At 32.9% G+C, this 24,384-nt stretch carries 27 protein-coding genes; 15 read left to right on the forward strand and 12 right to left on the reverse strand.

What is annotated here, in order from left to right; all coding sequences use genetic code 11:
* Positions 1-30: 30 nt before the first annotated feature.
* Positions 31-678 carry a GNAT family N-acetyltransferase gene (locus BM289_RS20320; protein ID WP_091496941.1) on the reverse strand — a complete coding sequence of 216 codons (648 nt, stop codon included), beginning with the start codon at positions 676-678 and terminating at the stop codon, positions 31-33.
* Between the two features lie 202 nt (positions 679-880).
* Here BM289_RS20320 and BM289_RS25500 point away from each other — a divergent pair, with 202 nt between their 5' ends.
* Positions 881-1,048 carry a hypothetical protein gene (locus tag BM289_RS25500; RefSeq protein WP_159436632.1) on the forward strand — a complete coding sequence of 56 codons (168 nt, stop codon included), beginning with the start codon at positions 881-883 and terminating at the stop codon, positions 1,046-1,048.
* 101 nt (positions 1,049-1,149) lie between these two features.
* Here the strand turns inward: BM289_RS25500 and BM289_RS20325 are convergent, their stop codons facing one another.
* Complete coding sequence (locus tag BM289_RS20325; RefSeq protein WP_091496943.1) at positions 1,150-3,420, reverse strand: M1 family metallopeptidase; 2,271 nt, start codon at positions 3,418-3,420, stop codon at positions 1,150-1,152.
* 185 nt (positions 3,421-3,605) lie between these two features.
* Here BM289_RS20325 and BM289_RS20330 point away from each other — a divergent pair, with 185 nt between their 5' ends.
* The 3 genes from BM289_RS20330 (at position 3,606) to BM289_RS20340 (ending at position 5,693) form a co-directional block, all read left to right on the forward strand.
* Positions 3,606-4,457, forward strand: coding sequence for an aldose 1-epimerase family protein (locus tag BM289_RS20330; RefSeq protein ID WP_091496944.1), 852 nt, complete (start codon positions 3,606-3,608; stop codon positions 4,455-4,457).
* 11 nt (positions 4,458-4,468) lie between these two features.
* Positions 4,469-5,017 (forward strand): GNAT family N-acetyltransferase, encoded by a 549-nt coding sequence (locus BM289_RS20335; protein WP_091496946.1) that lies wholly within the window; start codon positions 4,469-4,471, stop codon positions 5,015-5,017.
* 121 nt (positions 5,018-5,138) lie between these two features.
* Positions 5,139-5,693: a DUF3575 domain-containing protein gene (locus BM289_RS20340; RefSeq protein ID WP_091496948.1), complete on the forward strand. Its 555-nt coding sequence runs from the start codon at positions 5,139-5,141 to the stop codon at positions 5,691-5,693.
* On the opposite strand, the gene BM289_RS20345 is transcribed toward BM289_RS20340, so the two are convergent.
* Together BM289_RS20345 and BM289_RS20350 are read right to left on the reverse strand one after the other, a co-directional pair.
* Entirely contained in the window at positions 5,688-5,909 is a 222-nt protein-coding gene (locus tag BM289_RS20345) for a VF530 family protein (protein WP_091496950.1), read from the reverse strand. The two genes, BM289_RS20340 and BM289_RS20345, sit on opposite strands and share 6 nt — an antisense overlap.
* Positions 5,910-6,015: 106 nt before the next feature.
* Positions 6,016-6,654, reverse strand: a complete 639-nt coding sequence (locus BM289_RS20350; RefSeq protein ID WP_091496952.1) for an outer membrane beta-barrel protein — start codon at positions 6,652-6,654, stop codon at positions 6,016-6,018.
* A 139-nt stretch (positions 6,655-6,793) separates the two neighbouring features.
* Between BM289_RS20350 and smpB the strand changes: the two genes are divergently transcribed.
* From smpB to BM289_RS20365, 3 genes are all read left to right on the forward strand, one after another.
* Complete coding sequence (gene smpB, locus BM289_RS20355; RefSeq protein ID WP_091496954.1) at positions 6,794-7,249, forward strand: SsrA-binding protein SmpB; 456 nt, start codon at positions 6,794-6,796, stop codon at positions 7,247-7,249.
* A gap of 80 nt (positions 7,250-7,329) precedes the next feature.
* On the forward strand, positions 7,330-7,971 hold the full coding sequence (locus tag BM289_RS20360) for a hypothetical protein (RefSeq protein ID WP_091496956.1): 642 nt from the start codon (positions 7,330-7,332) through the stop codon (positions 7,969-7,971).
* A gap of 85 nt (positions 7,972-8,056) precedes the next feature.
* The gene (locus BM289_RS20365) at positions 8,057-9,106 is read left to right on the forward strand and encodes a Fic family protein (protein WP_091496958.1); all 1,050 of its coding nucleotides are present in this window, start codon (positions 8,057-8,059) and stop codon (positions 9,104-9,106) included.
* A 28-nt stretch (positions 9,107-9,134) separates the two neighbouring features.
* Here BM289_RS20365 and BM289_RS20370 read toward each other — a convergent pair whose 3' ends face one another.
* Positions 9,135-9,776 carry a protein-L-isoaspartate(D-aspartate) O-methyltransferase gene (locus BM289_RS20370; RefSeq protein ID WP_091496960.1) on the reverse strand — a complete coding sequence of 214 codons (642 nt, stop codon included), beginning with the start codon at positions 9,774-9,776 and terminating at the stop codon, positions 9,135-9,137.
* 309 nt (positions 9,777-10,085) lie between these two features.
* Between BM289_RS20370 and BM289_RS20375 the strand changes: the two genes are divergently transcribed.
* The 8 genes from BM289_RS20375 (at position 10,086) to BM289_RS20415 (ending at position 17,355) form a co-directional block, all read left to right on the forward strand.
* Positions 10,086-11,051: a Gfo/Idh/MocA family protein gene (locus BM289_RS20375; protein ID WP_091496962.1), complete on the forward strand. Its 966-nt coding sequence runs from the start codon at positions 10,086-10,088 to the stop codon at positions 11,049-11,051.
* Positions 11,052-11,137: 86 nt separating this feature from the next.
* Positions 11,138-12,025, forward strand: coding sequence for a 3-hydroxyacyl-CoA dehydrogenase family protein (locus BM289_RS20380; RefSeq protein WP_091496963.1), 888 nt, complete (start codon positions 11,138-11,140; stop codon positions 12,023-12,025).
* A gap of 11 nt (positions 12,026-12,036) precedes the next feature.
* Positions 12,037-12,696 (forward strand): YggS family pyridoxal phosphate-dependent enzyme, encoded by a 660-nt coding sequence (locus BM289_RS20385; RefSeq protein WP_091496965.1) that lies wholly within the window; start codon positions 12,037-12,039, stop codon positions 12,694-12,696.
* Positions 12,697-12,757: 61 nt separating this feature from the next.
* A complete protein-coding gene (locus BM289_RS20390; protein ID WP_091496967.1) occupies positions 12,758-13,105 on the forward strand; it encodes a four helix bundle protein in 348 nt (115 codons plus the stop codon).
* A 136-nt stretch (positions 13,106-13,241) separates the two neighbouring features.
* Positions 13,242-14,603: an exonuclease domain-containing protein gene (locus BM289_RS20395; RefSeq protein WP_091496969.1), complete on the forward strand. Its 1,362-nt coding sequence runs from the start codon at positions 13,242-13,244 to the stop codon at positions 14,601-14,603.
* Positions 14,604-14,633: 30 nt separating this feature from the next.
* Entirely contained in the window at positions 14,634-15,473 is an 840-nt protein-coding gene (locus BM289_RS20400) for an ion transporter (protein WP_091496971.1), read from the forward strand.
* Positions 15,474-15,625: 152 nt separating this feature from the next.
* Positions 15,626-16,546 carry a tRNA (adenosine(37)-N6)-dimethylallyltransferase MiaA gene (miaA, locus tag BM289_RS20410; protein ID WP_091496974.1) on the forward strand — a complete coding sequence of 307 codons (921 nt, stop codon included), beginning with the start codon at positions 15,626-15,628 and terminating at the stop codon, positions 16,544-16,546.
* Between the two features lie 62 nt (positions 16,547-16,608).
* Positions 16,609-17,355, forward strand: coding sequence for an acyl-[acyl-carrier-protein] thioesterase (locus tag BM289_RS20415; protein WP_091496976.1), 747 nt, complete (start codon positions 16,609-16,611; stop codon positions 17,353-17,355).
* Positions 17,356-17,552: 197 nt separating this feature from the next.
* Here BM289_RS20415 and BM289_RS20420 read toward each other — a convergent pair whose 3' ends face one another.
* The 7 genes from BM289_RS20420 to BM289_RS20450 form a co-directional block, all read right to left on the reverse strand.
* Entirely contained in the window at positions 17,553-18,086 is a 534-nt protein-coding gene (locus BM289_RS20420) for a hypothetical protein (RefSeq protein ID WP_091496978.1), read from the reverse strand.
* Complete coding sequence (gene prfH / locus BM289_RS20425; RefSeq protein ID WP_091496980.1) at positions 18,073-18,762, reverse strand: peptide chain release factor H; 690 nt, start codon at positions 18,760-18,762, stop codon at positions 18,073-18,075. The genes BM289_RS20420 and prfH overlap by 14 nt, the downstream gene beginning before the upstream one ends.
* On the reverse strand, positions 18,750-19,355 hold the full coding sequence (locus BM289_RS20430; RefSeq protein WP_091496982.1) for a hypothetical protein: 606 nt from the start codon (positions 19,353-19,355) through the stop codon (positions 18,750-18,752). Before BM289_RS20430 ends, prfH begins: the two co-directional genes overlap by 13 nt.
* 12 nt (positions 19,356-19,367) lie before the next feature.
* Positions 19,368-20,759 (reverse strand): RtcB family protein, encoded by a 1,392-nt coding sequence (locus BM289_RS20435; RefSeq protein ID WP_091496984.1) that lies wholly within the window; start codon positions 20,757-20,759, stop codon positions 19,368-19,370.
* Positions 20,749-21,510 (reverse strand): hypothetical protein, encoded by a 762-nt coding sequence (locus tag BM289_RS20440; protein WP_143102109.1) that lies wholly within the window; start codon positions 21,508-21,510, stop codon positions 20,749-20,751. Before BM289_RS20440 ends, BM289_RS20435 begins: the two co-directional genes overlap by 11 nt.
* Positions 21,511-22,022: 512 nt before the next feature.
* Positions 22,023-22,739, reverse strand: a complete 717-nt coding sequence (locus BM289_RS20445) for a response regulator transcription factor (RefSeq protein ID WP_091496987.1) — start codon at positions 22,737-22,739, stop codon at positions 22,023-22,025.
* Positions 22,740-22,742: 3 nt separating this feature from the next.
* Entirely contained in the window at positions 22,743-24,329 is a 1,587-nt protein-coding gene (locus BM289_RS20450; protein WP_091496988.1) for a sensor histidine kinase, read from the reverse strand.
* Positions 24,330-24,384: the final 55 nt, after the last annotated feature.

A 24,384-nucleotide genomic window follows, 5' to 3' on the forward strand; every position in this document is an offset into this window, starting at 1 on the left:
CGTATTTAGCAGTTTGAGATTTCTTTTTGATTAAATTTTGAATAAAAAAATAAAGGACAATATTTTGTTTAAAAACAGAGCCTGTTTAATTTTTTTAAGTCTGCTTAAAACAGCCTCATTAAAAGGATGTCTCGGCGGTGTTTTTTGTTTTTCTTTAGGATCGTACAACATTCCAGTACAAAGGCACATTTTGTTTTGTTTACTTTGTAGAATTTCAAAATTGGTACAGGTTTTACAGCCCGCCCAAAAACTTGGATCGGTTGTCAATTCTGAGAAAGGAACCGGTTTATAACCTAGTTCAGAGTTAATTTTCATAACCGCTAAACCAGTTGTAATTCCGAATATCTTAGCATCTGGATATCTTTTTAAAGAATAGTCAAAAACTTTCGATTTGATTTTTTTTGCCAAACCTAAACTTCTGTAATCAGGATGTACAATTAATCCTGAATGTGCCACGAATTTTCCGTGTTCCCAGCTTTCGATATAACAAAAACCAGCAAATTTCCCGTCTGCCAGAGCAATCATTGCATCACCATTCGACATTTTTTTCTGAATATACTCAGGAGTTCTTTTAGCAATCCCTGTACCTCTCAACAAGGCAGATGATTCTATCGTATCGCAAATTTCTTGTGCGAATTTGAAGTGTTCTTCCTGGGTAACAACAATAGAGATCTTCATTTCAATAATTGAAGTTTAGCGTTAAAAATTAAAGAATATTGTTTGGCTTGAAATCCAGAATTGAATCCAATAAAATTAAGCAAAATAGAAGTAACATTCTCAAAATCAAAAACTTGATCAAGAAAATTTACAAAATAATAAATACTTTTAGGATATGTTTGTCCAACGGACAAATTATGTGATTTCAAAATGAAAAATGGATATGAATAAATATACGGCTATAAAACTCAGTGAACACTATAGAGATAGCGTCCGTACTTCGGGAGAAGTAATCGGTGAGTTTGTCCGTGACAAAGAAGTTATATGTAAACTTATTTTATTCATCGGTGCAAAAGTACATCTTTTTTTTATTTACAAAACAAAAAATTAAAATTCTAACATTTTTTTTTCGTTTTGTTAATACATTTGAAAAACAAAACCCGATAATCATTTCTAATTATCGGGTTTTAAATACTTTATAGTTTAAGCTTTTTATTTCTTCGTAAAAGGAATTACCTGATTATTCCCTAAAATAATCATATCGAAACCTGTTTTAGCTTCGTTAAATTTGAATTTTAATCCGGCTCTTTGTGATTCAAATGTATCTTTTTCACCGGCAACAGGAGACAAAGAGAATTTAGGATAGTTTGGAAGTTCTGCACTCAAAACACTATTTTTCTCTGTCATTTCAATGGTCAAAGGAGATTTTGAAGTCACATAATTACCTAAATATGCATCTAAAATAATATCTTTTTCCAATTTGCTTTTCCCAGCTGTCCAAACATTATTAGACTCATTATGATCAGGAAAAGCATTATCTGGATCCAAAGTGATACTCGCAATTTCTTCTGTAGAATTATGTTTGAAAGACCAGCTGTTATTACGCTGCCAAATTTCTACTGGGAGATTAACTCTTGTTACTTTTCCGCTTTTTGTTTTAACATCTAAGACAATCGGCATTGGCATTTTATCAAAATTCTCCACTGTAATAACAGCTCCTTTTGCAGGATCATTTTTTACATACATAACAGAATTGATTCCTTGATCGAATCTCCAGTTGTTTACGTACCAGCTTCTCCAGAACCAGCTTAAATCTTCACCAGCCACATTCTCCATCGTTCTAAAGAAATCATCTGGTTGCGGATGCTTGTAAGCCCAACGATTAATATAAGTTCTGAAAGCAGTATCAAAACGCTCTTTGCCTAAAATCTGTTCTCTTAAAATAATCAATCCAGCACTTGGCTTAAAGTAGCATAACATTCCAATATTAGCCTCTTTCATATTATCTGGTGAGCTCATAATCGTTTCTAGATCGGGACGAGTAAAAGACTCTGCTTCTTCATGTAAATTTGCTGCCGGCTCTTTATATTCTCCATTGTTGAAGGCAGCAGTACTTAATGAATTGATAAAAGTATTGAAACCTTCGTCCATCCACCCGAATAACCTTTCGTTAGAACCAACAATCATTGGGAACCAAATGTGTCCAAATTCGTGATCTGTAACTCCCCATAAATCTGCCCCTTTAGATTTCCATCCGCAGAAAACGATTCCTGGATACTCCATTCCTCCTTCATTTCCTGCAACGTTTGTCGCCGCTGGATAAGGATATTCGAACCATTGTTTAGAATAATGTTCGATTGAAGCTTTTACATATTCTGTAGAACGGCCATAACCATCTCTTCCTGCACTTTCTACAGGATAAGCAGATAATGCCAAAGATTTTTTACCGCTTGGAAGATTAATTTTAGCACCATCTAAAATAAAAGCAGGAGACGATGCCCAAGAGAAATCACGTGCATTTTTCATTTTATAATGCCAAGTTTTTTCAGTTCCTGCATTTGCATTTGCCGTCGCAGCAACCTCTTCAGCAGAACGAATTGTTACTGTCTGATCACTGTTAGATGCGTCTTTGTATTTCTTTAATTGATCTGCAGAAAATACTTCCTGACCATTAATCAATTCTCCAGAAGCTACCACATAATGATTTCCAGGAACAGTCAATTTTACATCAAAATCTCCATATTCAAGGTAAAACTCAGAAGCACCTAAATAAGGAGCTGTGTTCCATCCGCGCACATCATCATAGACGCACATACGTGGATACCATTGTGCAATGGTAAAGATTTTTCCATTTTTAGTTTCCAAAACTCCCATTCTGTCTGAACCTTCAAAAGGCGCTATAAATGAGAATTCTATTTTTACTTTTACAGTTCCTCCTTTTGCAGCTAATTCTTCTGGAAGAAAAATCTGCATTCTCGTATCTGTAACTACGTATTTAGCTTCAATTTCTGTTTTCTTTTTACCAACAGAAATCACTTTTACTGATTTAATTTTATTTCCGCCATCAAAAACCTGACCTTGCGCTCCATTACGGCTTCCTGTTAAAGGCACAACGGCATTTCCTCTAGAATCTTCTTTAAATAAGTTTTGATCCAAATTCAACCATAAAAACCCTAATTTATCTGGACTATTATTAGTGTACGTAATTTCGTCCGTACCTACAATCTCATTTGTAGTTCCGTTTAACTTCGCTGTGATTTGGTAATCAGCTCTGTTCTGCCAATACTCTACTCCAGGCTGACCGCTCGCTGCACGAGTTGAAGTTCCGTTTTTTGTATAAAAATGCGGACCAAAGGCATCATGATAATTGTAATTGTTTACCGGATTTGCTGCTGTCGCTGACGGAGTTTGCTGCGCCCAGACCGATGAAATCCCAAAAAATAAAGCCGCGGTTAAAATGGCTTTTGCACATTGCTTTTTCATATTTTTTAGCTGTTTATGTAGCAAATTAATGAAAAAAAAAGCTATTGACAGAGAAATTTCCAAACATAAATTCAATTTTAGCAAAATTTTATCAATAAAATAATTTAGCTCATTTTACAAGAAAACTGAATTTTATAAAATATATTTACATCACTTTAAAAAACAATCATTTTATACTTGATATTTTGACTACAACTATTTCAAATTCAAAACTAAAAGCTTCCATAAAACATGCTGGAGCTGAGTTATTTTCTATAAAAGACAATTTAAACAATGAATATATTTGGGAAGGAAATCCAGATTTTTGGGGCAAACACTCTCCTGTTCTTTTCCCTATTGTAGGAACATTAAAAAACAATACCTACACTATTAATGGCATAGAATATCAATTGCCAAGACACGGTTTTGCTCGTGATATGGAATTTGAATTAATTGATAAAACGGAAAGCAAAGCGGTTTTCTCCCTAAAATCTTCTGACGAAACACTCAAAAAATACCCTTTTGATTTTGAATTACAGCTTATTTATACACTTACTGAAAATTCTTTGGATTTAGAATACAAAATCATCAATAACAGTAAAGAAAAAATGCCTTTTTCAATTGGAGCACATCCTGCAATTGCATTACCAGATAATTTTGAAGATTATGCTCTTCAATTTGAAAAAGAAGAAGAACTTAAATATTACTTGCTTGAAAATGATTTAATTTCATCTAAGACTAAAATCTTAGAAACAACAAACAATAAAGTTTCTTTAAATTATGAGCTTTTTAAAAATGATGCTTTGATTTTTAAAAAATTAAACTCAAAGTCATTGACGATTCTAAAAAGCGCAAAACCATATATAAAAGTTGATTATCAAGATTTTCCAAGTTTAGGTATTTGGACAAAAGAAAATGCTCCATTTATTTGTATAGAACCTTGGTTAGGTTATTCTGATACGGATCAAAATACAGGAAATCTATACGAAAAAGAAGGAATTTTGATTTTGGATGAAAACAAAAATTTCTCTGCAAAATTTAGTATAACAATATTATAATACAGTTTAATATGTTAGAGTTTGATTTTTCATCTTTTCCAATTATCGAAACGGAACGGCTACTATTAAATAGAATTACAGAAGAAGATGTAAACGAAATTTTCGCCTTACGTTCTAATCCTGAGATAATGAAATATATTCCGAGACCATTAGCAAAAAACACTGATGATGCATTGGAACATATTAAAATAATAAAAGAGACAATTGATACCAACAAAGGGATTAATTGGGCAATAAGACTTAAAGATGATTCAAAATTATTTGGTTTCATAGGATTTTATAGATTACAACCAGAAAACTACAGAGCTGAAATTGGCTATATGATTTTACCTGAATTTCATGGAAAAGGATTTGTTCCTGAAGCAGTAAAAAGGCTTGTTAAATATGGCTTCGAAGAGCTAAAACTTCACTCTATTGAAGCCGTAATTGACCCTGACAATTATGCTTCTGAAAAAGTTTTACAAAAATGTGGCTTTGTTAAAGAAGCCCATTTCAAAGAATCTGATTTCTATAATGGTAAATTTCTAGACAAAGTAATCTACTCATTGTTAGAGAACTAAATACAATATTCAATTCTGACAAAAAATAATCTTGTTAAAACTAGGTTAATCGGCAATAGTAACGATTTACTTACGTTATATTTGTGCCGAAAAAAATATTCCCTTCGATTAAAAGATACCAATGAAAAAATTATTTGCCCTTACCGTTCTTCTTCTATCAATTCAATTACAAAGCCAGACTTTTATCAAATTCAACGGAGCTACCGCTTTACTTGCGGTACCAAATATTGGAATTGAAACCAGCATTGGAGAAAAAACAACTTTTAGTGCAGATATAATGGCTTCTTTTTGGGAATCATTTAACGGACATCATCCAATGAAATTCATCACTTTAACTCCAGAAGTTCGTTACCACTTTAAAGAAAAATATAACGGATTCTATGTTGGAGCACATATAGGTGCTGACAAATATGAATTACAAAAATGGAATTACTGGAATAGTAATGAATATGAAGATGGTTTTGGTTACAGAATTGGAGCAACTGTAGGTTACAACTTAAAACTAAATGACAAATTCGTACTTGACTTTTTTGTTGGAGGTGGTTGGCACCAAGGATTCTACCACGGTTACTACAACGACGGAACTCCAGGCAGATATGAAAAAGCGCCTAATTACAATAAAAGCGGTGAATGGCTTCCGTATCGTGGAGGCGTTATGATTTCTTATAAATTATAACTTAGGAAGTGTCTTAATATAAAGCTCTTCCAATTTTTTTCTCGCCCAATCTGTTTTTCTTAAAAAAGTAAGACTTGATTTTACACTTGGATTGGAATTAAAACATTTAATCGGAATTAATTCGCCTAAAGTATCAAAACCATAATAATCTACTAAGGTTTCTACAATTTTTTGAAGCGTGATTCCATGTAACGGATCTTTAGATTGATTTTGCATTTTATTTTTTTTTAAATTATATCAAAAAGGCCGTACTTAAAAAGTACGGCCTTTTCTTTTGCAAAATTACTAAATTGAATTTTACAGTAATCAAATAAAGAATAAATTAGAATACGAATTTAAATCCAACCGAAACCGGTGAAGTTAGATTAGGATTACTACCTGCTAAAGCAGTATTGTAAAACGGATCTACATTGGCTACGTGCGCCAAACCAAAATTAGTAACTGTTGTTTTATCTCCAGTTTTTGGATCAACAGTAGTTGATGTGAAGTTCGCTAAGTCATAAGAAAACTCAACTGAGAAATTTTTAGTTACAAAATAATCAAACCCTCCTGACATCGATACACCAACTTGAGTTACTTTTAATTCACTTTCTTTCTCTTTACCAGTAATAACTGGCACTGCTAATTGTCCGAAGAAATAAAGTGAACCAGCAATATTCCAATACTTTCTAACTAAAGGCTGCGCAACAAATAAATCTGTTTTAGCAGCAGTGCCCGCATCAGAATCTGCTTTAATATTAATGTACCCAACTCCTGCTCCAACAGCTACAGATGGTGTTACAAATGTTCCAACAATTGGCAAAACAGATAAAGTGGTATTTTTAGCATCTGCCGTTTTTGTCTGTTGAAAACCAAATTGAGAGGTTGCAAACCAAGCCCCTTTTAACCCTTGACTTGCTTCTTGCGCTTTAGCAGACAAACTAATTAGTACAATACTAACTAGCGTTACAATTTTTTTCATTTTAAATTTGTTTTTGAAATTATAAAGCAAACTTAAAAGGAAGCATTTTTGTCGTGGATGATTAAAATCATAGATTAGAATAAAACTTTAATTATCTTAGCCGGCGTAAGTTTTTCAATTTTGTCTTACATTTGCACTCATGTTAAAATCAGTCAATATATTAAATAAAAGAGCCCGATTTGATTATGAAATAATCGATACCTATACTGCTGGAATTGTTTTAGCAGGTACCGAAATCAAATCGATACGTTTAGGGAAAGCCAATATTACAGAAAGCTTTTGCGAATTCAGTGGCATGGAGCTTTTTGCTATTAATACTTATATCGAAGAGTATTCTTTTGGAAATCAATTCAATCATAAATCAAGAAGTGAACGAAAACTTCTTTTGAATAAGAAAGAATTAAAAACGCTTCATAAAAATGTACAAGCAAAAGGACTTACTATTGTTCCGCTGAAATTATTTACCAATGAAAAAGGATTGGCAAAATTGCAGATTGGCCTTTGCAGAGGAAAGAAAAACTATGACAAACGAGAATCTTTAAAAGAACAAGATACCAAACGAGATTTAGACCGTATTAAAAAAGCCTTTAATTAAAGACTTTTTATTTTAACATAAAACTCTGTTTATTAATATTTTATCGTTATTTTTACTTATAACCAATTTAACTGTAAAATATGAAAAAGTACTTAGTTTTGTTTTTCGCAATAATGATACTTTCAAGTTGCGGCAGTAATACAGCAATTGTTAATAGCTGGAGAGATCCAAATATTACCGTTGCTCAAGAAAATTTCAAAAAAGTTCTTGTTATGGCTTTAGTAAAAGACGAAGCTGCCAGAAGAACAACCGAAAATAGAATTGCTTCAAGCAATCCAATTTTTAAAACTTCTTATCAATATTTAAACGGAACTAATTTAAAACTTACTAAAGAACAGCAACTGAAAATTTTACAAGATGAAAATTTTGATGGCGTTGTTACCATGCGTCTAGTCAGCAAAGAAAAAGAAACTTCTTACGTACCTGGAACTTACACTGGAATGTATTACGGAGGTTTTGACGGAATGTATACCGGAATGTATGGCTATGGTTTTGGAAATTGGTACGGAATGTATTCTCCCGCATTTTATGATCCGGGCTATTATCAGGAAACTACATCTTACATGGTTGAAACCAATATTTTTTCCTTAAAAGAAAACAAACTCATCTGGACAGGAACTACAAAATCTCAAAATGTCACAGATTTAGGTCAAACTGTCGATGCCATTATGCAGGCTGTAGTGAAAGAAATGAGAAAAGACGGTTCTTTACCTCCAAAATAAAATCGATAAAGCAACATTTAATCTGTTGCTTTTTTTTTACATCATAAAAATTGACTAAATTTGTCAAGACAAAATTTTTCATTAAATGAAATCACTTCTTAAAAATGCTAGAGAGCAAAAAGGTTTAAAAACTCGTGAATTAGCACAACTTGCCGACATTGACCAAGCATTGATTAGTAAATTCGAATCGGGAACCAGAAAACCAACCAAAGATCAGGTTATTAAGCTGTCTCAGCTTTTAGAAATTGATTATGAAACCTTAATGATTGCTTGGCTTAAAGAAAAGATTCTTTATGAAATTGGTGATGAAGAATTTGTCTTAAAAGCTTTAAAAGTTGCTGAAGATGAAATCAAATACAACAAAACGGTTTCAAATCTTAAATTATCTACTTCTTTAGAGAAAATCCTAAAAGAAATCGATGCCTTAAAAGAAAAATTAGATTCTTATCGTCAATATGACAGCTTTAAAATAAAACAGGCCTTAGAATTAGAATATACTTTTGAAAGCAATAGAATTGAAGGTAACACCATGACACTTCGTGAAACTGACATGGTTATCAATGAAGGCTTGACAATTTCTGGAAAAAGCATGCGGGAACATCTTGAAGCTATAAATCATCAGGAAGCAATTGGTTTTATTAAAGAATTAATGAACAAAAACAGCTCTTTAAACGAACGAGATCTTTTATCCATTCATAATTTAATTCTACGAGGAATAATTCCGGAAGATGCCGGACGTTACAGAAAAGTTCAGGTGATGATTCAGGGAAGCAGTCACATGCCTCCACAACCTTTAATGGTTCCACAGGAAATGGAAGAATATTTTGTTTGGTATGAAATCAATAAAAATAAACTCCATCCTATTATTTTAGCGGCAGAAATGCACGAGCGTTTAGCTACAATTCATCCTTTTATTGATGGAAACGGAAGAACTTCACGACTAATCATGAATTTAATTTTAATGCAAAAAGGCTATCCTATTGCTAATATTAAAGGCGATTACGAAACTCGAATGCAATATTACCAGTCTTTAGAAATTGCTCAAACCAAAAAAGACAAAGAAGATTTTTTTCTGTTTATAGCTCAAAAAGAAAAAGAAAGTTTGGAAAGATATATTTCAATTCTTACCCAATAGAAAAGCCCGTTTTAAGCGGGCTTTCACATTAATTTTTATCTTCCAACAAAGGAACAAATCGAAATTCTCCAAACTCATGTTTTTCGAATTGTGTTTCATTTTTTCTAATTAACAAAGTCATAATCTGAACGTCTTCTCCCAACGGAATAACAAGCCTTCCTCCTATTTTTAATTGTGCCATTAATGGTTGCGGAATAAAAGGTGCACCAGCGGTAACTATAATACTGTCAAAAGGAGCAAAATTTGGAAGTCCTTTATAACCGTCCCCAAAAGAAACATGTTTTGGTCGAATATTTAATTTTGGAAACAATACAGAAGTTTGTTTAAACAATTCTTTTTGTCTTTCTACCGTGTAAACTTTCGCTCCAAGATGAAACAAAACAGCCGTCTGATATCCAGACCCCGTTCCAATTTCCAAAACTTTATGCTCTTTCTGCACTTCTAAAAGCTGCGATTGAAAAGCAACAGTGTAAGGCTGTGAAATAGTTTGGCCTGCGCCAATAGGAAAAGCCTTATCCTGATAAGCGAAATCTTCAAAACTAGAATTCAAAAAAAGGTGCCTTGGGATTTTTTTTATCGCATCCAGAACTGCTTTATCAGTAATTCCTTTTTGCTCTAAAGTGGTTACTAATTGATTACGAAGTCCTTGATGTTTGGCAGTGTCTTTCAAAATGGGTAGGTTTTATTTTCGCAAAAATAAGAAAGAAAACAGGATTTCAAATATTGATTTTTAAATAATAAAAATGTAAAGTCAAAAGTCGAAAAACAAAAGCCATTATTTGTCAGGCCGAGGATAGCCGAAGTCCTTTTCCTAACTGTACACTCCTCGACTTCGCTTTGGGTGAAAAGTTACAAAAAGAAAGAAGCAACAAACAATAAGCGACCAACAACCAATAACTCACAACCAACAACTCACAATTACCTAAATTCATTTTCACGGTAAACAAATAAATTATATTTTTGTTTAAAATACATTCTCATGTTAAAAGTAGGAGTTTTAGGTGCTGGTCATCTTGGTAAAATACATTTACGCTTATTACAACAATCTGACAAATACGAATTAGTTGGATTTTACGACGAAAATCAGGAAAATGCCGAAAGAATCTCAAAAGAATTTGGCTATAAAAATTTCAGCACAATTGCAAAACTTATTCACGCTGTCGACGTGATTGACATTGTTACTCCTACGCTTTCGCACTACAAATGCGCTAAAGTTGCCATCAAATCAGGAAAACATATCTTTATTGAAAAACCAATCGCCAATACAGTTGAAGAAGCCGAAGAAATTATTGCTTTAGCAAACGAATACAACGTAAAAGGACAAGTTGGTCACGTAGAGCGTTTTAATCCTGCTTTTATCGCTACAAAAGAAATGATCGAAAATCCGATGTTTATAGAAACGCATCGTTTGGCAGAATTTAATCCTCGCGGTACAGATGTTCCTGTAGTTTTGGATTTAATGATTCACGATATCGATGCTATTTTAAGTGTTGTAAAATCTAAAGTAAAAAGCATCAATGCAAGTGGTGTTTCGGTTATCAGCGAAACTCCGGATATTGCCAACGCCAGAATCGAATTCGAAAATGGCTGTGTTGCTAACTTAACTGCCAGCAGAATTTCAATGAAAAACATGCGTAAATCACGCTTCTTTCAAAAAGACGCATACATTTCTGTTGACTTTTTAGAGAAAAAATGTGAAGTGGTTCGTATGAAAGATGCACCAGAAGTTCCTGGAGATTTTGATATGATTTTGCAGAATGCTGAAGGTGTAAAAAAACAAATCTATTTCACTAATCCAGATGTTGAGCAAAACAATGCCATTTTAGACGAATTAAATTCGTTTGCAGATGCTATCAATAACGACACAACTCCAGTTGTAACACTTGAGCAGGCAACAGATGCATTACGCGTGGCTTATCAAATTATTGATTGTTTCAAAAAATAATAAAATTTCAAAAAATAAATTAGCCACGAATTCACGAATTATTTGGTGAATTCGTGGCTAAATCATAAAAAAATATCTAGCATAAAATGAAAACAATAGCTGTAATTGGAGCAGGAACAATGGGTAACGGAATTGCTCATACTTTTGCACAAAGCGGATTTACCGTAAAATTAATTGATGTTTCTGAAAAATCATTAGATAAAGGAATGGCAACAATTGCTGCCAACTTAGACCGTATGCTTGCAAAAGGAACAATCACTCAAGAAGATGTTGCGAAAACAATCACCAATATTATTACTTATACGGATATAAAAGACGGCGTTGTTGGTGTTGATTTGGTAGTTGAAGCCGCAACAGAAAATGTAGAATTGAAACTGAACATTTTCAAACAATTAAACGAATATTGTTCTCATAATACAATTTTAGCAACTAATACATCTTCAATCTCCATTACGCAAATTGGAGCTGTTGTAGCACATCCTGAGCGCGTTATCGGAATGCACTTTATGAATCCGGTGCCGATTATGAAATTGGTTGAAATCATTCGCGGATACAATACAAGCGATGAAGTAACTAAGATCATCATGGATTTATCTGAAAAATTAGGGAAAGTTCCTGTTGAAGTAAACGATTATCCAGGTTTCGTAGCAAACAGAATTTTAATGCCAATGCTAAACGAAGCAATCGAAACGTTATACAATGGTGTTGCTGGAGTTTATGAAATCGATACAGTAATGAAATTAGGAATGGGACATCCAATGGGACCATTACAATTAGCTGATTTCATTGGTCTTGACGTTTGTCTTGCCATTCTAAATGTAATGTACGACGGATTCAAAAACCCAAAATATGCTCCTTGCCCACTTTTAGTAAATATGGTTAGAGCTGGAAAACTTGGAGTAAAATCTGGCGAAGGTTTTTACGATTATAGCGAAAGCAAAAAAGCAGAGAAAATCTCGAAGCAGTTTTTATAAAAAGAAATACCATGTCGATTCAATCGAATTTAAATACAATCAAATCAACTTTACCTGAACATGTAACTCTGGTTGCCGTTTCAAAAACAAAACCTGTCTCCGATTTGATGCAGGCTTATGAAGCTGGGCAACGCATTTTTGGAGAAAACAAAATTCAGGAAATGACGGAGAAATGGGAACAAATGCCAAAAGATATCCAATGGCATATGATTGGTCATGTTCAGTCGAATAAAGTCAAATTTATGGCGCCTTATGTGACTTTAATTCATGGCGTTGACAGTTTGAAATTATTGCAAGAAATTAATAAACAAGCTTTAAAAAATAATAGAATTATAGATTGTCTTCTCCAAATTTATATTGCTGAAGAAGAATCTAAATTTGGTTTAGACGAAAATGAACTAAATGCACTTTTAACTTCTGCAGAGTTTAAAGAGTTAAAAAATATTCGTATCTTAGGTTTAATGGGAATGGCCACTTTTACCGAAGACCAAAACCAGATTAAAAAAGAATTTACCCATTTAAAATCGATTTTTGATTCGATAAAAGAGCTGAAAACTGACAACTGCAGTCTGAACACTATATCGATGGGAATGTCTGGAGATTATCAATTGGCAATAGAATGCGGAAGCACAATGGTTCGCATTGGAAGCAGCATTTTTGGCGGTCGTTAATTTTTCAATATCAATTGCAATTGCAAAAATCAATATCAATTTTAAAATGGGAAAAATTTAAATAGAAAAAATATTCAATTTTGAAGATCGATTAGTGCGATTTGCTGGAGAATGTATTTTTTTCACTCGACAATTAGAAAGGTTATTTGAAAATGAATATTATAAAAATCAATTAATTCGATCATCAGGAAGTGCCTCTTTAAATTTTGGAGAAGCACAAGGGACAATAACTGATAAAGATTTTGTTTTTAAAGTTTCATTAGTCGTGAAGGAGTTAAAAGAATCAAGAAACTCATTAAAAATTCTAGATTATATTAAAGAAGGCGATGACAGCAAAAGAAATAAACTTCTAATCGAAGTAGAGCAATTAATCGCAATTTCATCAAAAATGATAATAAATAAAAGATAATTTTTCAATATCAATGACAATGGCAAAAAATCAATAACAATGACAACGGCAATTTCAAAATTGAAATTGATTTTTGATATTGCAATTGTTTTTTTGATATTGTAATTGCCATTGATTTTTGACATTGACATTGAATATGTACGCAATATTAGACATAGAAACAACTGGAGGCCAATTTAATGAAGAGGGAATTACCGAAATCGCTATCTACAAATTTGATGGGCATGAAGTAGTTGATCAATTCATCAGCCTTGTCAATCCTGAAATTCCGATTCAGCCTTTCGTAGTAAAACTGACTGGAATTAATAACGCTATGTTACGTTCTGCTCCAAAATTCTACGAAGTTGCGAAACGAATTATAGAAATCACTCAAGATTGCGTTATTGTAGCTCACAACGCCTCTTTTGACTATAGAATCCTGCGTACAGAATTCAGACGTTTAGGCTACGATTTTGAAGCTAAAACACTTTGTACAGTAGAACTAGCGAAAAAACTAATTCCAGAACAACCGTCTTACAGTTTAGGAAAACTTGTTCGTTCACTAGGAATTCCAATGGCCGACAGACATCGCGCCAGTGGAGACGCTATGGCTACAACGAAGCTTTTCAAAATGCTTTTGGAAAAAGATGTTGAAAAAACCATCGTAAAAGATTTTATAAAACTCGAAGTCGAAAAAGGAATTTCTCCAAAATTCTTGGATATATTAAATCAAATGCCGGCTAAAACAGGCGTTTATTATATCTACAAAGAAGATGGGACTTTAATTTACATTGGAAAAAGCCAAAATATCAAAAAAAGAGTCAATCAGCATTTTACGGGAGTTACAACCAAAAGCAAACGAATTCAGGCGGAAGTTTTCACCATAACTTACGACGAAACTGGAAGCGAATTAATTGCACTTTTAAAAGAAAGCCAAGAGGTTAAAGTAAATCGCCCTCGATATAATCGCTCGCAAAAGAAAACTATTTTCCCTTTCGCTTTATATGCCGAAAAAGATTCAAATGGCTATATCAATTTAAAACTTGAAAAAGCAGACGGACGTAAAAAAGAAATCACTTCTTATGTTTCTTTGCAAGAAGGCAAAAATGCGCTTTTTAAGATTACGGCAAAATATCATTTGTGCCAAAAATTAACAGGTTTATACCAAACCAAAAAAGAGTGTTTTCAATATAAAATTAAAGAATGTGACGGAGCATGCATTGGCGAAATCAATCCAGAAGTTTATAATTTGAGAGTACAGCAATTCATCTCAGAAAACAGTTTTGAAAACAAAAGCATGGTCCTTATTGACAGAGGAAGAAATGTAAACGAAAGAAGTGCCATTTTAATCGAAAACGGAACTTATATAGGTTACGCTTATTACGATCTTAATTATCAAATCACGAATATTGATATCTTAAAAAATATTTTGGTTCCGATGCAGCATAATCGAGATGTAAAGAATATCATTCAGAGTTATATCCGAAAAAGCAAATCATTAAAAATACTTCATTTTTAACAAATCGAAACTTTCATTATCTTTAAGGATATGAAAAACAGAAAATCACAATACGAAATCTTCAGAGAAAAAGTCAAAATCGTTCTATATGGTACCAATACCATTTTAGGACGAATGTTCGATTTAGTATTGTTGGGTTTAATCTTATTGAGCGTTCTTCTTATAATGTTGGACACTGTTGAAGGTGTAAGCTCTAAATATCACCAACAATTGTTGATATGTGAATGGATAATTACAATATTCTTTACCATCGAATATATTTTAAGAATAATATCCATTCAAAAACCTATCAAATACATTTTCAGCTTTTACGGAATCATCGATTTGCTTGCCGTTTTACCCATGTATTTATCCATCTTTTTCCCAGGCGCAAGCATTTTATCAATCGTAAGAGCATTGCGTTTTCTAAGATTATTCAAAATTTTGCATATTCCGCAAATCAACCATCAATCCCTGCAATTAAAAGAAGCAATAGAAGCCAGTAAAGAAAAAATTCTAGTCTTCATTTATTTTGTATTAATCAGCACCGTCATAATTGGAACAATTATGTATCTGGTTGAAGGCAGAGAATCAGGATTTACCAGCATTCCAATGGGAATCTATTGGACAATCGTAACCCTTACAACAGTTGGTTACGGAGATATTTCGCCACAAACGCCACTTGGACAATTTATTGCAGCATTTGTAATGATTTTAGGTTACGGAATCATTGCCGTTCCAACAGGAATTGTAACAGCTGAATTTGCCAAAAGCAGTTTAAGAAACGGTACTGTAAGCGGTAAAAAAACATGCCGAAAATGTCAGTCACAAGTTCATTTTGACAACGCAAAATATTGTTACGAATGCGGAACAGAACTGCCTAATAATTAATTTTAGAAGCCAATCCAGCTGTACATTCCAACTCCTCCTTATATTTGTAATTTTTTAAGGCATAAAAGGAGCTTCCGTTGGTCGCTCTTTTATACCAAAAAAATTTAACAAATATAAGTCCGGGGTTTCCATTTCCATCTGGGCTAAAAACTATGAAATACCTAATTACCATTGTCGGACCAACAGCTATAGGCAAAACAGCCTTAAGTATCACTTTGGCACAACATTTTAAATGCGAAATCGTTTCGTGCGACAGCCGTCAGTTTTTCAAAGAAATGACTATCGGAACAGCAGTTCCAAGTCAGGAAGAATTAAATGCTGCCAAACATCATTTCATTCAAAACAAATCGATTTTTGAAAATTATACCGTTGGCGATTATGAAAAAGAAGCTCTAGCCAAAATCGAAGAATTATTTCAAACCAACGATTTTGTTATTCTTATTGGAGGTTCAGGTTTATATGTAGATGCCATTTTAAAAGGTTTCGACGAATTTCCCGAAATCAATCCAAAAGTTCGAGAAGAAGTAAATTCTAATTATGAAAAACTTGGAATAGAATATCTTCAAGAACAACTGAAAAATTTAGATCCAGAATATTATCAAAAAATAACAGCTGAAAATCCGCAGACATTGCAAAACCCACAACGAATGATGCGTTTTGTGGAAGTTTGCATTGGTTCTCAAAAACCCTATTCTTCTTTCTTAAACCAAAAGAAAAATAACCGCAACTTCACTCCTATCCTAATTGGTTTAGATGCAGATAGAGAAATCATTTACAGCCGAATCAACCAACGCGTTGATATCATGATGAATGAAGGATTGTTAAAAGAAGCCGAAGCACTATATCCTAACAAAGCGTTAAATGCGCTTCAAACGGTCGGTTATAGAGAATTATTTAGTTATTTTGACGGAGAATTCACTTTGCCTTTTGCAATAGAAGAAATCAAAAAGAACACCAGAAGATTCTCCAAAAGACAATTAACGTGGTTCAAACGAAACGAAAACACCAAATGGTTTGATTACGCAACAGATAGAAAAGAAATTATAAATTACATAGAAAATCTTCTAAAGTAAAATAAAGTCTTTCATCTTTGCTCTATTTTCCGCAGGAAAAATCTAAAATCTAAAATTAAAAAATGCCAATATCTCCCAACTTCACATCAGTTTTAAGCAAAGACTGGGAAATCAATTTCACGCAATGTACGCCAAACGGCTACTTGAAATATACCGATTTATGCAATCTTTTACAATTAACCGCTGCTGCACATTCTGAAGTCGGCGGAATCAGTTTTTCTGATATGCAAGAATTTGACCAAGCATGGGTTTTAAGCCGAATGCGCGTTGAAATTACAGCATTACCAAAATGGCAAGATGTTGTAACCGTAAAAACATGGATTAACAGTTTAGAAAATTCACGATCTGTACGTGCCCTGGAAATGTATGTAAACGGAAAAAAGATCGTGGGAAGCGAAACCTATTGGGCAGTTTTCAATACCAAGGCACGTCGTCCAGAGGCATTGGCATTACCTTTTGAACATTTTGAACTATTTCCTGACAAAAGAGCGACAGAAGAAGGTTTTTCAAAAATCAATATTAATCACGAAAAAGAAGCCGTTTTCGAAAAAACAGTATATTTATCCGATTTAGATATTGTAAATCATGTCAACAATGTAAAATACCTGGAATGGTGCCTTGATCATGTTGACCCAAAACGAATCATGAAACAGGAAGTAAAAAGCTTCGAAATGAATTTCATGAAAGAGCTTTCGCTACAAGATAACGTGGTAATTCATGAAAGTGAAGATGACAATCATACTACTGCAACATTCAGCATTACAAAAGACGAAAAAACGTGTTTTGCTTTGGAATTGCATTGGAAATAATTTTTTTTTCTCACTATATCCCACAATATTGTCATTTCGACGAAGGAGAAATCTCCACGAGAAACTCTACAAAGATTGGAATATAGTTGCGGAATTACTTGCGGAGATTTCTCCTTCGTCGAAATTGAAAAACTTTGCGTAATTATACTTTCTAAAAAAAACGATGCAAAATTTGCATCGTTTTTTTTTAGAAAAAATTACTTTGATTTCTTTTTAGAACCTTTCTTAGATTTCTTTTCTTTTTTCTTTTTCAGCAAATCAATTTTATTCTCAATCCTCTTCTCAACATCTGAAATATCAGATTCATAATTAAATTGCAACAAATGAAGTTTTGCATTTTTAATTTCTTTTAATGCCTCTTTAAACTTGTTTTGTGCTTCCAAAAGAATGGCTTTCTTGACATAAATTTCTGATTTGTTTATTCCTTTAACAGTCAGAGCAAAATCAATTAATTTTTGTGCTTCTTCGTAATCTTCATTTAAAATCAACGTTTTCAGATAAAACGGATATACTTCAAGAGCATGAATATTAATCGATAAAGCCTGCTGAAAATAAGATTTCGCCTCTTCATAATTCATTAATTGTTCTGCTTGAATTCTTCCGTACAAACACAAAACCATCGTGTTTTTATCATCATAAGAAAAAGCATAATCTAAAGATTCAATTGTCCCTTCCAACCAAAATGGATAATTATCCAAGGCCTGAAAAAGGTATTTATCAGTTGTTTTCATTGCGTAAATCGTTTTTTAATTTCTGACGAGGCCCCTTGTAGCTTTTCTCTACTTTGTTCTTTTTAAAATCACTTCCTGTAAAAACTCTCACGGGATTTCCACGTTCTACATTGAGTTGATTTTCCCATTGTTTTCCAACATGATTTTTAAGCTGAATTAATTTCTCGTCTTCTAGTTTTTTTAATAATCTTTCTGTTGCCAGATTTTTGTTTTGGTGCTGAGAACGGCTGTCCATAGCGACAACTGCAATTCCAGTCGGAATATGAGTTGCCCGAATAGCCGAACTCACTTTATTCACATGCTGACCGCCAGCTCCAGAACTCCGCATTGCTTGATATTGAATATCATTTTCTGATACTGAAACATTCTTCTGTTGTTCAATTTCAAAAATTCCAATAAACCAATTTTTACGCTTATGCATTTTCCTAAACTGACTCTGGCCAATCCATTGAATCGTTCCAACCCAAGATTTCACAAACTGATCAGCATTTTTTCCTTTTACAGAAATCGATGCGGTTTCAATAGTTCCGTTTTCTTCTCCTTTTTCTCTTTGGAGTAAAACCACATCTAAATTTTGATCCTGAGCTTCTTCCAAAACTTTTTTAAGCACTTGGGCGACAACCCAAGTGCATTCTGCAGGTCCGCGACCCGCTGTTATCTGAATTATTCTTTCCATTTTTCTAATATTTTAAGAAGCTTTTCTCTGTTTTTTGCTTCTTTAATAAATTTTGGAAGCCTTGAAAGCATTGTTCCGTTACCGCTTCCATTATTATTTCTTTCTCTTAAATCGGCTTTAATGTATTTTTCCAAATAGATTATATGCTCCTGATTGTAAACCCAAAATATATTTCCTTTGACTTCTTTTTGAAACCAAAGAAGCAAATTATGCCAAGGTTCCCTAACCAAGCCATCTTTTTTTGATTCTTTTCTAATTCTAGAAACAACTGGTTTTATTTCTTCCTGAAAACTGCAATGCGGACATTTAACTAGATATGTTTCTGGCCTTTCTTTAAAAACCTGAGATTCATAATCAAATTTTTCATAACAATTGCCACAATAGTGTTTCCCATACGCTTTGTAGTGATAAACTGGTTCATCAATCTTATAAAAGCAAGTTTTGCATTCAAAAGCCATTCTAGTACATTTTCCGCATTCACAATTTTTAGGAACTTCTTTCAGAACTCCTTTACATTCACATTTCGGACATACCACGAAAATCTCTTTATAAAAATTTCCTAGCCATTTATTTTCATCTTGAAACCTTTCCATAATTTTTACTTTTTAACGATCCATTCTAACAATCTTTGGCGTAAAAGTGCCTAGAACTTCAACTAGATCTGTTTGATTTGCCATTACCTTCGTAATGTCTTTATATGCCATTGGAGCCTCATCAATATTTCCACCAATTAAAGTCACATCATGTTTCTTCAATTCTTTATTGATTTGGCTTTGCGTGAAACTGCTTTTGCATTTCGCCCTCGAAAACAAACGTCCCGCGCCATGCGAAGCTGAATTCAGGCTTTCAGCATTTCCTTTTCCTTTAACAATAAAACCTGGTGCCGTCATTGAACCGGGAATAATTCCCAACTGACCTTCGCCAGCAGGAGTTGCTCCTTTTCTATGCACGATACATTCCTGACCGTTTACGATTTCTTTCCAGGCAAAATTGTGATGGTTTTCAATCGTTACCACTACTCTTTTTCCAATTGCTTTGGCAATTCGTCTGTGAATATCATCATGACAGGCTTTGGCATATTCTCCAGCTAAATTCATTGCCAGCCAATATTCCTGACCGTCGTGCGTATTCAAATCCAACCAAGCCAAATGCTGTACGTTTTTTGGCAACGGACATTGTTTTGTTGCCAAATAAGTATAATGCTTTGCAATATTAGCGCCCAATCCGCGAGAACCGCTGTGTGACAGAACAGCAAAATATTCCCCTTTTTCCAATTTCCATTCATTCTCAGGACTATCAATTTTAGCAATTCCAAATTCCACAAAATGGTTTCCCCCACCAGATGTTCCTAATTGTTTATAGGCTTTTGGAAGAAGATTTTTCAATAACGGAATATCTTGAAATCCACTATTATAAAACACCTCATGATCTACTCTTGAAGCATGTGTTTCATACATTCCAAACTTCGTATTGTCTTTTAAAATAGCTTCTAATTGATGTTCTTTTCCTTTAAAATGAGAAGCTGGCAAATCAAAAATTGAAAGGCTCATTCGACAGCCAATATCAACACCAACTCCGTATGGAATCACAGCGTTATCAGTTGCTAATACGCCACCAATTGGCAATCCGTAACCCGAATGCGCATCTGGCATTAATGCTCCTGCAACAGAAACCGGCAGTTTCAACGAATCGTACAATTGAAATTTTGCCTGTTCGTCAATTTCATTTTCACCAAAAATTTGAAAAGGAGCTCTCGTATTTTTAAGCTGATGCATTCTTACCTGAACTGGTTTGATTAAACCTTCGGCTACTTTTCCCCAAGTTCCGTTTCCTTCGTACTTTTCAGGATTCAGCAAAACATCTTTTGCTTCTGTTAGAATAGATTCTTTTTTTTCTCTTTTTCTATATCTGTTTATCTGCCCTAAGGCGATGTTTATTGAATTATTCTTTGGAAATCCTAATTTAATCAGGTCTTTTCCAGATAATTTATTTCCCATGATTTTCTATCATTTCATCTGCATATTGCTGATACAAAGCATGCAGACTTTTATTTTTAATTGGGTTTATCTCTTTTGGATTTTCTTTTTCGTAGTAACTCCATTTACGAGAACTCCCGTATAATAATCTATTTATTTTATCTCTCAGATTGTGATTAACAACATAATTGTCTATAAGCTGAATTTCGCTTTCCAAATCTGAATCGACCATCTTAGTATGTGTTATCATATAAGGACTAACACGAAGTACATATCGCCAAGGTTCATTAAATACGTAATGAATTTTGTATCTTTTACAATTACTGCACCAGCGCTCTCTTTTGTAAAAATGTACTTTTTCTTTTTCGGTCAATTCGAGTTTCGAACTTCTCCATTCCCATTCTGAAAACTCTTTTACAGTTTGGATTTTTTCAACATAAACATGTTTTCTTTTTCTCTTTTTCTTTCTCTTAAAAGATTTTTCTGGAGAAAACTGCCATGTATTTATTTTTTCCAATAATTCTCTGTAAAATGGAGCTTCACTTGATCTAGCAACATCATCTCTTAATTTAAAATTGCGTTGCCAGCCTTTTTGATAAGGAATTTCTAAAGGAACTAAAGGTAAGTTTCTGCGTTTTTTCCAAAGTTCAACTTCAAGCTTCCTTAACTGAATTAATTGTTTTTCAAAATCTTCTTTTACTAATCTTTTCTTTTTTCTTTTACTTTTAAAACGAGTGCATAATGCATACTCGTCCACCGTATAATTTTCCATAAAAAAATTATCGTGCATTAAATTAACAGCCAAAAAGGCTTAACTTTTTATCCTAACAGATAAATTTTAAAATCGATTTTCGGGAAAATTTTGAAGTGTCTAGAATAAAAAAAGCCCGAAACTTATTGTCTTCGGGCTTTTTTATATATCTAAAAGTATATTTCTAAGATTGAAATAAGCCACGAAGAATTGCTTCACCAAATACGTTTGATGTAAAGCTCTGAGATGTCGATGTAAGTACAAACACTATTTCTTCGTTTTAAAGGGTTATTAAATTTTTCGAGTGCAAATATTCAGAATTGTTTTTTGATTTTCCAAATTATTTTAAAGAAAATTCTTCAAAACAAATTAAAGCCATATTTTTTGACTCTCTAAAACTAATACTATTTATTTAAAAATCAAGCAATTAAAAACAAATCTAAATCATAAAAAAACAAACCAAAAATATTTTAGCATAATGCACAAAAAAAGCCCTGATTACTCAGAGCTTATATTTTATTTCGGTGAATTAATTATTCAGAAACTTTGCTTTTTACTACTAATCTGAAACCTTCTCCGTGAATGTTTAAGATTTCAACATCTTCATCTGCTTTTAAGTACTTTCTCAATTTAGCGATGTAAACGTCCATACTTCTTGAAGTAAAGTAATTATCGTCTCTCCAGATTTTTGTTAAAGCTAATTCTCTTGGCATTAAATCATTTTCATGAAGAATAAGCATTTTAAGCAATTCATTTTCTTTTGGAGACAATTTAATCGGCTCTTCATCTTGATAAGTCAAGAATCTCAATTTTGAATTTAAGTGGAATTTACCAATGTTAAATTCAAACTGTACTTGTTCTGCTTTTGTATCGGCTGATTTTCTTTGAATGATTGCTTTAATTTTCATTAAAAGAACTTCAGAATCAAAAGGTTTATTTAAATAGTCATCAGCACCTGCTTTATATCCTTTCAAAACATCTTCTTTCATCGATTTTGCTGTTAAGAATATAATTGGCACTTCACTGTTCTTCTCTCTAATTTCTTTGGCCAAAGTGTAACCATCTTTATAAGGCATCATTACATCGAGAATGCATAAATCATATACATCCTTCTTGAATTTCTCGAAACCTTCCATACCGTTTTTAGCTAAAGTAACTTCAAAGTCATTTAACATTAGATAATCTTTAAGAACCGCCCCAAAATTTAGGTCATCTTCTACTAAAAGTATTCTTTTGTTAGTATTTTCCATATTTTAATTTATTAATGGTATTTTTATTATAAAGGTGCTACCTTTTCCTTTTTCGCTTTCTACATATACTTGACCATTGTGATCCTCTACTATTCTCTTTACATATGCCAATCCTAAACCATGCCCTTTTACGTTATGAAGGTCACCGGTATGCTCTCTGTAAAACTTCTCAAAAACTCGTTTCTGAGCTATCTTACTCATTCCCAAACCATGATCTTTTACTTTTATCAGAATCATATCTTTTACATTCTCTGTAAAGACCTCAATTTTAGGGGTGTCTGGAGAATATTTTATGGCATTTTCCAAAATATTAACCAATACATTGGTAAAATGAACTTCATTTATTAAAACTGTCGTTCTTGCTGCATCATAATGTCTTTCGACTGTACCTTGTCTGTCTTCTAATATCAAGTTAACATGCTCAATTGCATCATCAATTATATCAGTAACTACAGTAGGCTCTTTTGTAATATCAAGCTCTCTTTTTTCCAGTTTAGAAATACGCAGTACATTTTCAACCTGAGCATGCATTCTTTTATTTTCATCCCGAATCATTTGAAGATAACGATAAACTTTCTCTTTATCTTCAATAACCTTTGGACTCCTAATAGCATCAAGTGCTAAATTTATTGTAGCAATTGGAGTTTTAAACTCATGCGTCATATTGTTTATAAAATCGGTTTTGATTTCAGAAATATGTTTTTGACGCAATAATTGATTTAATGCACTCGTATAAGCAACAATTATAATTAGTGTAAAAACTATTGATAGAATAGTAATACTTAACAACTCAGATAATAAGAACTTCTTTTTATTTGGAAAAGTTATGTACAATTCATATTTACTATTTCCTTCATTATCAGTAAAAACAGGAACTTGATAACTTGCGTTCTTATCATAATGAAAACCATCTGATCGAATCTTTGTTGGAACGCCATTATTTAGGACACCAAATTCAAACTTTGTTTTAACACCGTATTCTGCTAATTCTTTTTTTAGTAAACTTTGTAACTTTTCCTTATTAACCCTTTCTTCAATCGGTAATACATCAGTAAAATCTTTTACTGCAATATCCCTCTGCATTTTACTAAGCATTTCCAAGGTTCCTGATTTTTCAATTCTTATATCAGGTATCACACTCTGACTTAAAGAATTTTGATCAATTATGCTGTTGCTATTGTAAATTTCAGTTACTCTCTTAGAATTGAAACTTTTGAATCTGTCGCTGGAGAACTTTTTATTAAATAACAAATTATTGATACCATAATCTTCGGAGGATAAAGTATTAGAATATACAATTGTTTTATTTGTTTTACTATTTCTCTGAACGTAATAAACTTCCAGCAGGTCTTCTTTTTTGGGTTCTTTACCTGTACTGTTTTTTAAATTATTGTAATCAACAAAGTATTTGTACTGTTCCTGCTTTTCCAGTTTATCAGCAACATTCCCAATAACTTGGGTTACGTGGTATTTAAATTGTTCTTCATTATTCTTGAACGAAGAATTGAACCAAAATACTTGAACCAGAATTATCCCGATTAAGGACAAACTCATCAACAAAACAAGTATTCTAAAAAATAATTTATTCATCGAAACAAAATTAATATTTTAACAATATACTAAATAATACATTAACCAAATATTA

This window comes from Flavobacterium phragmitis, from assembly GCF_900112575.1.
GTDB classification, from domain to species: domain Bacteria; phylum Bacteroidota; class Bacteroidia; order Flavobacteriales; family Flavobacteriaceae; genus Flavobacterium; species Flavobacterium phragmitis.